Origin of the sequence: Brevibacillus reuszeri (assembly GCF_001187725.1) — a bacterium.
Taxonomy (GTDB): domain Bacteria; phylum Bacillota; class Bacilli; order Brevibacillales; family Brevibacillaceae; genus Brevibacillus; species Brevibacillus reuszeri.
In genome coordinates this window covers 217,498-229,983 of record NZ_LGIQ01000005.1, presented here as the reverse complement: position 1 = coordinate 229,983, position 12,486 = coordinate 217,498, and the positions used below count along the sequence as shown (strand labels likewise).

The window sequence follows — 12,486 nt, the reverse complement described above, 5'->3', positions numbered from 1 at the left end:
ATTCTCATATGCATGTATCATGATGCCACTTGATGTATAATAAATAAGGTATCGGTTATTTCAGCTGAACAACCAGAAGTTAGTAAAGGAGACTGCTGTATGTTCTCGATTAGAGAATCCGATTTGCCAGGAATCGGAAGGAAGTACCAAGTTGAAGCAAAAAGCGGGGATAAACTGGTCGTTGTTATTCATGATGATGGTCGCAGAGAGATGTACCATTTTGACAATGACGATGCAGATGAAACCATTTCCATGATTACTCTCGACGATGACGAAGCGAGAAAAATTGCTGCGATTGTCGGCGGTTTGACCTATCAGCCAACAGCATTGGAAACAGTCGAAGTCGCATTGGACAAGCTCATTATCGAATGGTACAAAATACAGAACGGCTCTGCTTCAATCGGCAAAACGATTGGCGAGCTCGATGTCCGTCAAGAAACGGGAGCAACGATTATTGCCGTTATTGAAAAAGACCATCGCCAAACGATCAACCCCGGTCCTGAGTACGTCCTCTGTACAGGAGCTACCCTGGTCGTTGCCGGCGAGCGCAAGCAAGTCCAAGCGCTAAAATCAATACTCTGCACCGAGAGCAAATGATATTCGCCCTCTCATCTGAGCGATTTGCATAAGGAAACCAGCTGACAGCCTGCTTAAAGGGCTGTCAGTTTTTTCATTCAATCGCAGACAGCATATTCTCCATCATCTCCTGATTCATCGGTCCGATATATTTATTTTGTATCACGCCGCTTGAATCAATGATGAAGCTGGTAGGGATTGAAATTGCCTTGTACACGCCGGATACCTGTTTATCCACATCCATCAGAATCGGAAACGTCATGCCATATCTCTGTACAAAAGCAGAAACAGCCTCCACATTTGTTTCCGTAGAGGTCAGATTGACACCAAGAATCACGACTCCTTTATCTTTGTTGGCCTCATAAAAGCTCTGCATGTCTGGTATCTCAGCCCGGCAGGGAGGACACCAGGTTGCCCATAGATTTACAATGACCTTCTTACCACGCAAATCGGAGAGCTTCATCTTCTCCCCATTCAATGCCTGTAATTCAAAGTCGGGTGCCAGATTTCCTTTTTCGATGCCAATTGCTATGTTCCCCTTCCCAGCTGCTTGCTCGGCACTGCCTGTTGCAGATGATGCAGCAGGCGTTTTTCCAGTATCCATTATTCCCCAAGCGAGTAAGCCTATCAGCACGATAGCTGCCAGTGCATTTTTATGTTTCATCGGATGATCCTCCTGTTACCGGAGTCTGGAGCCGTGAAGATAAAAATAAAGCGAGAAGCGATAGCAAATAGAAAGCGATTTGTGTCTTCGAAAGCCCAAGAAACAGAGTATTTCTTGTATCGATAAAAAATTGGACATAGACTTGGCTGATTCCGAACCAGAGCGATAGGGTCAACCAGAAAGACATGGTCGTTTGATCCTGCTTACTGGTAAACAGCCACCAGAGAAAAATCGCATGAATGACGACCTGCTGAATATAAAACCAGCGATCACTATTTTCCAAGAGGACCGTGAGCATATGGTATATGCCGCTTGCAGCCAAAAAGCCTGTTGCAAAGGCAAGAACAACGAGATGAACCGTAATCGCTTTTTTCCGAATGCCTCGCACAAGATAAATCATAACTGCCACAGCAGCCAGCCAAGCACCATTCTCTCCACCAGAGAAATACAGGATCGAAGAGGGATTTTGGATTGCTTTTGAAAAGTGAAGGAGAATATAGCTGAGCTTCCAGATCAAAAACGCCAGGAAGACAGCATTACTCAGCAGCTCAATGATCGCAGCTCGTTCTACCTTTTCTTTTTTTAGTCGCAGTGTAATCGCCAAAAAGCCACAAGCGAGTGAAACGACCGCCGCCAGCATACTCATTTTTACTAGTAATGGACCTAGTTGAAAAGCATCAGACAATTGTGTTTTCCTCCCTGTCTGCTAGCCATGAATCTCTCATTCAAGATGAATGACGCATGTATCCTCTCACAATATCAGGAAATGCTGGAGAAAGGAATGGTCAACACTATCTTTTATGAGCAGCAAAAAATAAGCAGGTCGCCAGGCAAAGTCTACGAAAAAAAAGCTCCCGCTTGGGGTAGCAGGAGCTTTTTAGCTTCGGTTATTCTAACTTTTTCTTTTCGTTAGGAGCAATTCCGCTTCCAGATCTCTTCGCCGGGTTTCCCCTGTTTTGGTCCAGTGCAGAAACCGATCGTCCAGGAGCTCTGATAGAATGGCTCGCTTGTCTTTTTCATGCAGATCAAGTGCCCGCACTTGCCGCCTCATCTCTCCCAGAAACAGCGTGTATGCTTCGTACTCGGGACCAATCCATTGTTCCAGCTGTCTGCGCAGCTTTTTGGCCAAGCCTGGATTATGCCCTCCGGTAGAGATAGCGATTTGCAAGTCTCCACGCTCAACGAGAGAGGGGACCGTGAAGCTGCATAAATCGGGTCGATCTACGATGTTGATCCACTGGTGTGGCAGGCAGGCGTTGTACACAGCGTGGTTTACTGCCGAATCATTCGTCGCTGCAATGACAATCACAGCTGCCTGTACATCCGCAGGTTCAAAGGGACGGTGATGAATCATGACTTGTCCGCTTCTCTCCCACGCTATGATCATATCCGTGACAGAGGGACTGACTACCCTCACGTCATCGGCACCAGCGGCGATGAGACTGCCGATTTTTCGTTCAGCGATCTGCCCGCCACCGACAACCAGACAGTGCTTCTGGCGCAACTGAACCATCATGGGGTAGTAAGGCATCGAAGGTCCCTCCTTTTCCGGACAGATTGGTCTACACGTTAGCTATTCGCGATTGAATCTGCGCCAAGCGTCGCTTCAAACCAGTTAATTTTCTCGCGCATTTTTACGACATCTCCAACCAAAATGATCGCCGGGTTGGAAATGCGCGGATTTTCTGCGACTCGCTCCTCGATATTTTCCAGCGTACCTGTCACGGTCGTTTGATTCGGGAGCGTTCCCCACGCAATCACTGCTACAGGCGTTTGTGGATCACGACCATGCAGCATCAGCTGCGTGCAAATAAGCGGAAGGTTAGCGACTCCCATGTAAAACGCAACTGTATCGATTCCTCCAGCAAGCGCCCGCCACTTATCAACTGCAAGCTCCGGCTTATCCTCACGCAAATGACCCGTAACAACTGCAAAGGATGAACCATGATCACGATGTGTCACAGGAATGCCCGCATAGGCAGAAGCAGCAATACCTGCTGTTACTCCCGGCACAATCTCAAAGGAGATGCCTCGCTCTGCCAGGTGCTCTGCTTCTTCCCCTGCGCGTCCAAATACGCATGGATCGCCACCTTTTAACCGTACGACGATATTTCCCTCCAACGCTTTTTCCGCCAACAGCTCATTGATAGATTCCTGCCTCATCGTATGATGATCAGGCAGCTTGCCGCAATAGATGCGTTCCGCTGTTTTTGGCGCGTATTCCAGCAAAGCCGGGTTTGCAAGCCGATCATAAACGACGACATCTGCTTGCTGCAAGCATTCCATCCCTTTTACCGTAATCAGCTTGGGATCACCAGGGCCAGCACCAACGAGATATACTTTCCCTATTTCTCTCATCGGTCACTTACTCCTGCGGATGCAAATGTCGCCATCTCTTTAATCATGCGAGCAGCTGCCTCGACAATCGGGAAAGCCACAGCCGCTCCGCTTCCTTCACCCAGACGCAGATGCAAATCAAGCAGCGGCTCCTTGCCGAGTGCCTCAAGTACAAATGCATGACCCGGCTCCTGCGAGCGATGTCCTGCGATCAAGTAATCGGAGACGCCAGCATCGATTTTCACCGCCAAAAGTGCAGCTACCGTCGCGATAAAGCCATCCAGCAAGACGGGAACACGTCTGGATGCTGCCCCCAGAATAGCACCTGCCATCGCCCCGATTTCCAGTCCTCCGACCTTTGCCAAAACGTCAAGCGGCTTGTCAGCATCAGGCTTGTGCAAAGCGAGTGCTTCTCTTACGACTGCCTTTTTGCGCTGCCAGCCAGCGTCGTCGAGCCCGGTTCCCCGTCCGACAATGGTTTGCGGGTCAGCACCCGTCAAAGCTGCCAAAACGGCGCTGGAGGCAGTTGTGTTCCCGATGCCTACCTCTCCGACAATCAATACCTTGGCACCTTCATCTATGATCGCTTCCGCCATTTCAATGCCTACAGCAAGAGAGCGTTCTGCTTCTTCTACTGACATCGCGGCTTCCCGCAGCATATTGCCGGAGGCTGCTCGAATCCGTTTGCTATATACACCCGGTGCCTCGACTGGCGAGCAAACCCCAACATCTACAACCTTTTGGAGTGCACCGATCTGACGGGCAAAAACGTTAATTCCGGCGCCGCCATGAGCCATATTGAGCACCATTTGCGCAGTAACCTCTTGTGGGTAGGCAGAGATCCCCTCTACCGCGACACCGTGATCTGCGGCAAAAACAAGAACTCCAGGCGGCGTCACTACAGGAAACGCCTCACCTGTCATTCCTGCCAATTCGATGGCAAGCTCCTCCAAGCGTCCCAAGCTGCCAAGCGGCTTGGTCAATTGGTCCACATGCAGTCTTGCCTGCTCTCTGACCTCGTGGTTCACTGGCTCTATCGTTCTATGCTGCTTTTCCTCGCTAGCCATCATACACCCACCTCTTTTTCCTGATAAGCCCTCATCTGCTCTTCGATAACATCCAATCGCAAGTGACTCCGAACGGTTTCAGCCAGCAGGTTGTAGCCCTGCTCCCGAAGAGCAACGAAGGATGGTCGATCTGCAAGAGGCGATAGCCCCTTTTTCTCTCTGATCGTATTGAGCAAGAGTGTACGAAGTCCGTCATTATGGAACAAGCCATGGAAGTAAGTACCGATCAGTTGACGCTCTTCGTGACAGTACCCTTCTACTCGCTCTTCCATTTGAATAAACGGAGCATCATTTTTATCGTATACGGATTGTCCCATGTGAATCTCATAGCCTTCCACTGTTACACGCTCTCCGGCAAATTCAGCCTCACCGCAGGACAAAACCGTCGTTTTCTTTTGCTCCATCGTCGTAATCATCGGAATCAATCCGAGGCCATCGAGCTGCTTGATGGGAGACTCTACACCGTCGGGATCATGGATGGATTCACCCAGCATTTGATATCCACCACACAGACCTACTACATAGGTCCCACCGCGTTGATGCAGCTGCTGCACTGCCGATGCCAGTCCCGTATCCCGTAAAAATTGCAGATCCTCCAGCGTATTTTTGCTTCCCGGCAGGACGATCAGATCGGGCTCGCCAAGCTCCTCGACCCTCGTCACAAATCGCAGCCGACAATCGGGTTCCACAAAAAACGGGTCCACATCTGTAAAATTGGAAATACGTGGGTAACGCAGCACCGCAATGTCGATCTCACGCGGTGTCTCGCGCTGCCCCTGATACTTGTGCAGGATCAGGGAGTCCTCAGCATCAATCCACAAATCGGGAATGAACGGTACTACACCGAGCACAGGCTTACCTGTATACTCCTCGAACCAGTCCAAGCCTGGCTGCAGTAATGTCAAGTCTCCGCGAAACCGGTTGATGATTACTCCGATGACACGATCACGATCCTGTGGCTCCAGCAGCTGCAGGGTTCCGACGAGACTCGCAAAAACACCGCCCCGCTCGATATCAGCAACCAGAATAACCGGGGCATTGGTCAAACGGGCGACCCGCATATTGACCAACTCGCGGTCGTTTAAATTAACTTCAGCCGGACTTCCAGCCCCTTCGATTACAATCCGCTCATAGGAGGCTGCCAGTCTCTGATACGCTTCCTTGATAATCCGCAAGCCCTCGTCAAAAAACTCCTTTCGATAGGCCAACGCTTTCATATTGCGATACGGCTCCCCGTTCACGACAATCTGCGATTCGGAGTCGCGAGTCGGCTTGATCAGAATCGGATTCATGTCCGTCGTAGCAAGAATCCCCGCTGCCTCTGCCTGAACTCCCTGTGCTCTCCCGATTTCTTTCCCATCTAGAGTCACGTACGAATTCAGTGCCATGTTTTGCGATTTGAACGGAGCCGTTTTGTAGCCATCCTGGGCAAAAATGCGGCACAGGGCTGTTGCAATCGCACTTTTTCCTGCGTCCGAGCTTGTGCCTTGAATCATCAGCGGGAGGCTTTTATGCACGCGCTCCCACCTCCGCGCAGCGGTTCAGCCACCTTTTTACCAGCTCTGGATTCGATCCGAAATGCAGGTGTGTATAGCCTGCGACCAAATTACCTTCGGCGTACCCTTCCGATTTGGTTCCCCGCAGTCCTTTCGTCTCATAGGCGTGCGGCAGCTCTGCCTCAGTCGAATACGTGGAATAGTGAAACTCATGTCCTTTTGCCTGTTCTTCTGTTCCGATCAGGAAGTTGCCCTCTTTTCCACGTACCTCGCGATAGCCAAGTGCTGCCAGCTTCTTTTGCATCGTGACTTGACCTGGAATCAGGCCGACCATCGGATAACGCTTCCCATCTGTCGTCACAATCGTTTCTGTCAAGAACATGTATCCGCCGCACTCGGCAAGCGTCGGCAAGCCTTTCTGGATGGCATTACGTACGGAATTCAGCACTTCTTCGTTTTGCGAAAGCTGGGCTGCGAACTCCTCGGGAAATCCGCCCCCGATGTACAGGCCGTCCGCGTGATCAGGCACGCCCTCACCAGCAAGCGGTGAGAAAAAGGCCAGCTTGGCTCCGTACGCTTCAAGCAGCTCCAGGTTTTCTGGATAGTAAAAATGGAACGCTGGGTCTTTGGCAACCGCAATCGTAACGGCTGCTGCCACCTCTTGTGGAGCAAACAGCTTTGGCTCAGCCTGCAGCGGTTTTGCTTTGGCAAGCTCCCAGATTAATTCCAAATTGACTGTTTCTCCGATCAAATCAGCCAATTTATCAAAGAGTGGCGACAGCTCGCCACGCTCTACTGATGGAACCAGACCGAGATGGCGCTCCGGAATCTCGAGCTCATTTTCCCGCTTCAAATAACCCACGACAGGGATTCCGCACTCCTGCTCGATTGCTGCCTTGATGATTTTGTAATGTCCGTCGCTCCCGAGCTTGTTGGCGATGACACCCACGATTCTCGCTTGCGGATTGAGCAGCTGAAAGCCTTTGACGATCGCTGCCGCACTTCGCGCCATGCTTTGGCAATTGACTACGAGTATCACCGGAGATTCTGTCAAAATGCTGATTTCAGCAGTGCTTCCTTTGTCGCTGGTCGCTTCCTTGCCATCGTACATCCCCATGACACCCTCAATGATGGAGATATCTGTACGGGCACTGCCACGAACGAAAATTTCTTTTACGATGTCGTGCGAAAGCATAAAGCTGTCGAGATTGCGGGATGCTCTGCCCGTCACTGCCGTATGGTAGGTTGGGTCGATATAGTCAGGACCGCATTTGAATCCTTGCACGGTATGTCCTTTTCGCTTCAAAGCAGCCATCAGACCAATGGTGACAGTCGTTTTCCCTGCTCCACTGCCTGTACCGGCGATAACGATACGGCGGCTGTCAGTCATGAGCGTCCCTCCTCGTGATAAGGCATCAATCCCACAGAAATCGTCGTATTGCCCGATTTTTTCTTGGTCAGCACCAGCTCGCCTACACCCGCATACAGCTTGGCTGCCGGCTCACTGACTCCGTAAGCGCCCGTAAATTTAAAGACCGTATCTGACGGGTCGCTGATTTCCACCTGGTTCAACTGCTCAGGAGAATAGTACACAAACGGCCAGCCGTATTTTTCACAAACAGCAATCAGGCCCTCTTCATCCTTTTTCAGCTCGATCGTTGCCAGTGCCTTGACGCTTTTGATCGAGAATTGCAGCTCATCCAGTGTTTCCTTGATGACTGCCTCGATTTCGTCTGCAGATGTTCCGCGATTGCAGCCCATGCCCAGCACGACTACCTTTGGACGATAAAGGACGCCGTTGTTCAATATCGTCTGTTCCCCAGGAGTGAGTAACCGATGGGAAACGATGAGCGCTGCCTGTGGCGAAGCTGCCTGTGCTGCCGCAATGGACGGGTACTCTTTGATCGATGGCGGCATTGGGGCATCATGCATCCACCAATCACGCTCTCCTGATTCGTTCACAACGGCTACCTGCTCTTCATTGACAACAGACGCACTTACAGGTGTCAGCTTTTCATCGGAATCCCATTCCCAGCCAAAGCGTCGTCCGAACAGATCGACCGGGATTGTTTTTTGCACATCGGATGCAGTCGTAATAATCGCACGTGCGCCCATGACAGCTGCCACCTCGTGAGTCAGCTCGTTTGCTCCACCCAAATGCCCGGACAGCACGCTAATCACATTTTCTCCACGGTCATCGATGACGACGACTCCTGGATCTTTCTTTTTATCCTCGAGCAACGGAGCGATCATGCGTACAACCGCTCCGAGCGAAATAATGATAATGAGGCCCTTGTAAGCTGGCCAAAGGGCAGGAAAAAGCATCCGCACGCTGTTGGAGAAAAGCTGAATGCCTCGCGTTTCCTCGTCGCCACGAGCGAATTTGCTCATGTAGTACAGATCCGTCCCCGGAAACTTTTGCGCAAGATCGCGAGCCATTTCTACACCGTGCTTCGTAATCGCGACGATGGCATATTCTCCCGTTTGCCGAATCGCAGGGATTTCGCCTTCTTTCAGCTCGATGATCATACCTCTTTCACACCTTTTCTGTAGCCGTGTGTGAAGGTTTTGTCATACAGCTTGGAGCGGTACTGCTCGCTTTTTTCGTGAATATCCGGGTCGAGCGCCCAGCCTGCCAAAATCATCGCATGCTTGCGGATCCCGTTTTTGCCCATATCCTCGTCCAAATTTTTCAGCGTCGTACGAATGATCAATTGATCCGGCCAGCTCGCCCGTTGCACGACTGCTACTGGCGTATCCTCGCTCCAGCCTGCTTCAACCAGCTCGCGCACGACTTTTTTGGTCAAGGTTGCACTGAGGTACAAAGCGAGTGTGCAGTGATGCTCAGCGAGTGCACGCAGCTTTTCTCTCTCCGGTACAGGTGTACGTCCTTCGGCACGAGTAAGAATCAGCGTCTGCGTCAGCTCTGGAATGGTCAGCTCGGCACCGACTGCCGCTGCTGCTGCAAATACGGAGCTGACACCTGGAACGATCTCGACCTCGATGCCTTCTGCTTTGAGCAGTGCGATCTGCTCCATGATTGCGCCGTAAACAGACGGATCACCGGTATGCAGGCGAACAACCGTCTTGCCATTGCCGATTCTCTCTACCATCAGCTCTACCATTTCTTCTAGTGCCATACCGGAGCTGTGCAGCACCTCAGCGTCAGGATTGCAGAGCGCCACCAGCTCTTCATTTACAAGTGAATCGGTATACAAAATCACGTCAGCCTTTTGCAAAAGCTTCAAGCCTTTTACAGTAATCAAATCCGGATCGCCAGGACCCGCTCCTACTATGTACAGTTTCATTATTTTTTCACCACCATCAGTGTAAGATAGCTAAGCTCCGCGCGCTCCAGCTCCCGCATGTCCGTCCATACCATTTCCTCGGCGGAAGTAACCTTGGTCGCCACAGCCGCTTTCTCTGCCAGACCCATATCTTTCAGCAGGTCGATAATCATCGGCAAAACCTTTGCTACCTTGAGGAAAACGATCGTATCGTGATTCTCAATCGCTTTGCGCATCGCTTCCTTGTCTTCTGTGGCCGGAATGATTCCAATCTGTTCATCTCCGTCAGCAAGCGGCAAATTGAAGCGAGATGCCGCCCCCAGGAAGGAGGAAACACCAGGGATCGTCACGACTGGTACTTCTGGATGCTCTTCATGCATGACACGCATCATGTGGATGAAGGTACTGTAAAACATCGGGTCGCCTTCAGTTACGAAAGCGACGTCCTTGCCCTCGGATAGACGCTCCCACACGATCTCGACAGTTTTATTCCATTCGCGCTCCAAAATTTCTTTTTCCCGCGTCATCGGGAATACGAGTCCGAGCATTTCCTTGTCACCTGGCTGCACATATAGCTCCGCGATTTGGTGTGCGTAGCTTTTGCTGCCCATCCGTTTTTTCGGGTACGCGATGACAGGTGATTGCTGCAACAGGCGAAAAGCCTTGACGGTAATCAACTCAGGATCGCCAGGACCTACTCCTAGTCCGTACAGTGTTCCGATCTTGCTCACTTGCTGTCTCCTCCTTGTTCTTCCTCCTGCTTGGCCCAGGCTGTGATGATATAGATCGGGTTCAATGCTTCAAACCTCGTCAAAGACAAAATTGGCTTGCTGCGCGATAGCTGCGCCAGTGTCACCGATGTCTCGAAGCCTTCTGCTGCAAAGGCTTGTGTCGCTTCATACAACGTCTCGATGGTAGCTGCATTGACGACGATTCTTCCGCCAGTGCGTAGACGCGTACAGCAAATATTCAACAGCTCACGCAGCTCACCGCCGCTGCCACCGATAAAGACGGCATCCGGGTCCGGAAATTCATCCAGGCCTTTCGGCGCACGAGCGTTGATTACGGTCAAATCCGTGCGAAACTTTGCCATGTTCTGACGGCAGTTTTCCAGATCATCCGCGTTTTTCTCGACGCCGTATACTGCGCCTTCCCGAGCGATACGTGCCGCCTCGATGGCGACTGAGCCTGTGCAGGTGCCGATGTCCCACACGATGCTCTTGGTGTGCAATTGCAGCTGAGCGATGCTCAGGATGCGCACCTCTTTTTTCGTAATCAGACCCTTGTCCGGCTTGCGCTGGGAAAACTCCTCGTCCGCAATCCCAAATGGCCATACCGGGCTTGAACGACGCTTTTTCAAGATCACGACGTTCAGATCGGAAAATACGCCGTCCGCCATTTCCTCAAGGGAATACCAACCCGCTTTCTCCTCTGCGCTCCCGAGATTCTCAGCCACGAATGCATCATACTCTGTCATTTGAAAAGAAAGCAGGTAACGGGCGATTGCAGACGGCGAGTTTTCCAGATCGGTCAACAGCGCCACTTTGTCTTTGCCATCGATCCGCTGCGCTAGCCCTTTGATGCTGCGTCCATGTACGCTTGCGAGTGTGGCATCCTGCCATGCTTCACCCATTTTGGCAAAAGCGAGCTGGATGGAGCTGAGGTGCGGGTAGATCTCGACGTTCAGCTTCTTTGACAAAAGGCTGCCGATTCCGTAAAAGAGAGGATCTCCAGAAGCCAGAATGACCGTCTTGCGCGTCTCTGTGCGCAGCTCCTCTACCATAGCCGTCAAGCCGCCCTTTAACACACGCTTTTCACCTGCATGCTCCGGGAAAAAGGCGAGGTGCCGCTCTCCTCCGACCAACAGCTCACACTCGTCTATCCATGTCCGGTACAACGGCAGCAGGCTCGCTTGTCCGTCATCCCCGATCCCGATCACTTTCATTATCTGTGTCATCGATCGTCACCCTTCCCAACAGGGACCCTTTCATTGTAATGATGATGGTTTCGACCGCGATGCCGCCGCCAACCTCTTTGAGAGCCGCACGACAGCAATTCTCGCACATAATCTCAAAAAAAGCTGGGGTATCCGCCATCAGATCGCCTACCTGCGAGGCTGTATTTGCTCCCAGTATCTCATCGATTGTCTCCTGCGACGCTCCAGCATCTCTCGCCATCTGGGCGAGGAATCCGAAGTCAACAGGTGCACTTTTGGAGTGAACCATCATCACGCCCTGCGCCACCTTGGAGAATTTGCCCATCATCCCGACCAGTGTGACCTTCTTCATCTGCTTTCGTTTGCATTGTGTAAGCGAAAAACCGACGAAATCACCCATTTCCACAAAAGCTTCTTCAGTCAGCTCCGGGTAGGTCGCAATTCCGAACGATTCGCTCTTGCCGCCCGTCGAAAGCACGATATGATCACAGCCCGCTTCCTTGGCGACATTGACCGCTTGCGCCACGCTCGCTTTGTAGGCAGAAGTGGAAAACGGCACCACGATTCCGCGCGTCCCCAAAATGGAGATGCCACCGAGTATGCCGAGCCGTCCATTTAATGTTTTTTTGGCTATTTCCTCGCCTGCCGGGACGGAAATAACGATTTTGATTCCGCACTCGATCTCATATTCATCAAGAACGGCTTGAGCCGTTTCTCGTATCATCTTGCGCGGGACAGGATTAATTGCCGCCTCGCCGATGGAAACGGGCAACCCTGGCTTGGTCACCCGTCCTACACCGATTCCACCATCGAGGATGATTCCTGGCTCATCCGTCCACTCCACCGTGCTCAAGATCAAAGCACCGTGGGTCGCATCCGGGTCGTCTCCACCGTCCTTGATCGTACCTGCCGTAGCCTTTTCTGACGTGAATTCGCAGCCCTCCATCTGGAAGGTGACCTCCTCGCCAATCGGCAAACGAATAGTGGCTTCGCTTTGCTGCTCCTGTGTAATCAGCGCTATCAAAGCAGCCTTGGTCGTCGCCGTTGCACATGATCCCGTCGTATATCCGTGGCGGAGGGGCTTTGCCTCTTTATCGTCCGTTGCTGCTTTGGCCGCCATATT

Annotated in this window: 13 protein-coding genes; 1 reads left to right on the top strand and 12 read right to left on the bottom strand. The window is 51.7% G+C overall.

All coding sequences use genetic code 11. The features are described 5' to 3' along the window. The first annotated feature begins 99 nt into the window (after nucleotides 1–99). Nucleotides 100–597 carry a cation:proton antiporter regulatory subunit gene (locus tag ADS79_RS04695; protein ID WP_049737264.1) on the top strand — a complete coding sequence of 166 codons (498 nt, stop codon included), beginning with the start codon at nucleotides 100–102 and terminating at the stop codon, nucleotides 595–597. 73 nt (nucleotides 598–670) lie between these two features. On the opposite strand, the gene ADS79_RS04690 is transcribed toward ADS79_RS04695, so the two are convergent. From ADS79_RS04690 to ADS79_RS04635, 12 genes are all read right to left on the bottom strand, one after another. Then, nucleotides 671–1,240 carry a peroxiredoxin family protein gene (locus ADS79_RS04690; protein ID WP_049737263.1) on the bottom strand — a complete coding sequence of 190 codons (570 nt, stop codon included), beginning with the start codon at nucleotides 1,238–1,240 and terminating at the stop codon, nucleotides 671–673. Then, nucleotides 1,230–1,925: a hypothetical protein gene (locus tag ADS79_RS04685; protein ID WP_049737262.1), complete on the bottom strand. Its 696-nt coding sequence runs from the start codon at nucleotides 1,923–1,925 to the stop codon at nucleotides 1,230–1,232. Before ADS79_RS04685 ends, ADS79_RS04690 begins: the two co-directional genes overlap by 11 nt. A gap of 207 nt (nucleotides 1,926–2,132) precedes the next feature. Continuing rightward, nucleotides 2,133–2,771, bottom strand: coding sequence for a precorrin-2 dehydrogenase/sirohydrochlorin ferrochelatase family protein (locus ADS79_RS04680; protein ID WP_049737261.1), 639 nt, complete (start codon nucleotides 2,769–2,771; stop codon nucleotides 2,133–2,135). 38 nt (nucleotides 2,772–2,809) lie between these two features. Beyond that, a complete protein-coding gene (cobA, locus tag ADS79_RS04675) occupies nucleotides 2,810–3,598 on the bottom strand; it encodes a uroporphyrinogen-III C-methyltransferase (protein ID WP_049737260.1) in 789 nt (262 codons plus the stop codon). Next, entirely contained in the window at nucleotides 3,595–4,647 is a 1,053-nt protein-coding gene (gene cobT / locus ADS79_RS04670) for a nicotinate-nucleotide--dimethylbenzimidazole phosphoribosyltransferase (RefSeq protein WP_174769600.1), read from the bottom strand. Before cobT ends, cobA begins: the two co-directional genes overlap by 4 nt. Beyond that, the gene (locus ADS79_RS04665; RefSeq protein WP_049737259.1) at nucleotides 4,644–6,161 is read right to left on the bottom strand and encodes a cobyric acid synthase; all 1,518 of its coding nucleotides are present in this window, start codon (nucleotides 6,159–6,161) and stop codon (nucleotides 4,644–4,646) included. The genes cobT and ADS79_RS04665 overlap by 4 nt, the downstream gene beginning before the upstream one ends. Further along, complete coding sequence (locus ADS79_RS04660; RefSeq protein WP_049737258.1) at nucleotides 6,154–7,530, bottom strand: cobyrinic acid a,c-diamide synthase CobB; 1,377 nt, start codon at nucleotides 7,528–7,530, stop codon at nucleotides 6,154–6,156. Before ADS79_RS04660 ends, ADS79_RS04665 begins: the two co-directional genes overlap by 8 nt. Further along, complete coding sequence (locus ADS79_RS04655) at nucleotides 7,527–8,669, bottom strand: cobalt-precorrin 5A hydrolase (protein ID WP_049737257.1); 1,143 nt, start codon at nucleotides 8,667–8,669, stop codon at nucleotides 7,527–7,529. The genes ADS79_RS04660 and ADS79_RS04655 overlap by 4 nt, the downstream gene beginning before the upstream one ends. After that, nucleotides 8,666–9,448 carry a precorrin-4 C(11)-methyltransferase gene (cobM, locus tag ADS79_RS04650; RefSeq protein ID WP_049737256.1) on the bottom strand — a complete coding sequence of 261 codons (783 nt, stop codon included), beginning with the start codon at nucleotides 9,446–9,448 and terminating at the stop codon, nucleotides 8,666–8,668. Before cobM ends, ADS79_RS04655 begins: the two co-directional genes overlap by 4 nt. Next, nucleotides 9,448–10,158 (bottom strand): precorrin-2 C(20)-methyltransferase, encoded by a 711-nt coding sequence (cobI, locus tag ADS79_RS04645; RefSeq protein ID WP_049737255.1) that lies wholly within the window; start codon nucleotides 10,156–10,158, stop codon nucleotides 9,448–9,450. Before cobI ends, cobM begins: the two co-directional genes overlap by 1 nt. Beyond that, nucleotides 10,155–11,384: a bifunctional cobalt-precorrin-7 (C(5))-methyltransferase/cobalt-precorrin-6B (C(15))-methyltransferase gene (locus ADS79_RS04640; protein WP_049737254.1), complete on the bottom strand. Its 1,230-nt coding sequence runs from the start codon at nucleotides 11,382–11,384 to the stop codon at nucleotides 10,155–10,157. The genes cobI and ADS79_RS04640 overlap by 4 nt, the downstream gene beginning before the upstream one ends. Then, complete coding sequence (locus ADS79_RS04635) at nucleotides 11,347–12,483, bottom strand: cobalt-precorrin-5B (C(1))-methyltransferase (RefSeq protein WP_049737253.1); 1,137 nt, start codon at nucleotides 12,481–12,483, stop codon at nucleotides 11,347–11,349. The genes ADS79_RS04640 and ADS79_RS04635 overlap by 38 nt, the downstream gene beginning before the upstream one ends. Nucleotides 12,484–12,486 lie beyond the last annotated feature (3 nt).

Bases quoted from the DNA above. Each gene is read 5' to 3' on its own strand.
- ADS79_RS04695 (WP_049737264.1), top strand. From the start codon at position 100: ATGTTCTCGATTAGAGAATCCGATTTGCCAGGAATCGGAAGGAAGTAC.
- ADS79_RS04690 (WP_049737263.1), bottom strand. From the start codon at position 1,240: ATGAAACATAAAAATGCACTGGCAGCTATCGTGCTGATAGGCTTACTC.
- ADS79_RS04680 (WP_049737261.1), bottom strand. From the start codon at position 2,771: ATGCCTTACTACCCCATGATGGTTCAGTTGCGCCAGAAGCACTGTCTG.
- cobA (WP_049737260.1), bottom strand. From the start codon at position 3,598: ATGAGAGAAATAGGGAAAGTATATCTCGTTGGTGCTGGCCCTGGTGAT.
- cobT (WP_174769600.1), bottom strand. From the start codon at position 4,647: ATGATGGCTAGCGAGGAAAAGCAGCATAGAACGATAGAGCCAGTGAAC.
- ADS79_RS04660 (WP_049737258.1), bottom strand. From the start codon at position 7,530: ATGACTGACAGCCGCCGTATCGTTATCGCCGGTACAGGCAGTGGAGCA.
- ADS79_RS04655 (WP_049737257.1), bottom strand. From the start codon at position 8,669: ATGATCATCGAGCTGAAAGAAGGCGAAATCCCTGCGATTCGGCAAACG.
- cobM (WP_049737256.1), bottom strand. From the start codon at position 9,448: ATGAAACTGTACATAGTAGGAGCGGGTCCTGGCGATCCGGATTTGATT.
- ADS79_RS04640 (WP_049737254.1), bottom strand. From the start codon at position 11,384: ATGACACAGATAATGAAAGTGATCGGGATCGGGGATGACGGACAAGCG.
- ADS79_RS04635 (WP_049737253.1), bottom strand. From the start codon at position 12,483: ATGGCGGCCAAAGCAGCAACGGACGATAAAGAGGCAAAGCCCCTCCGC.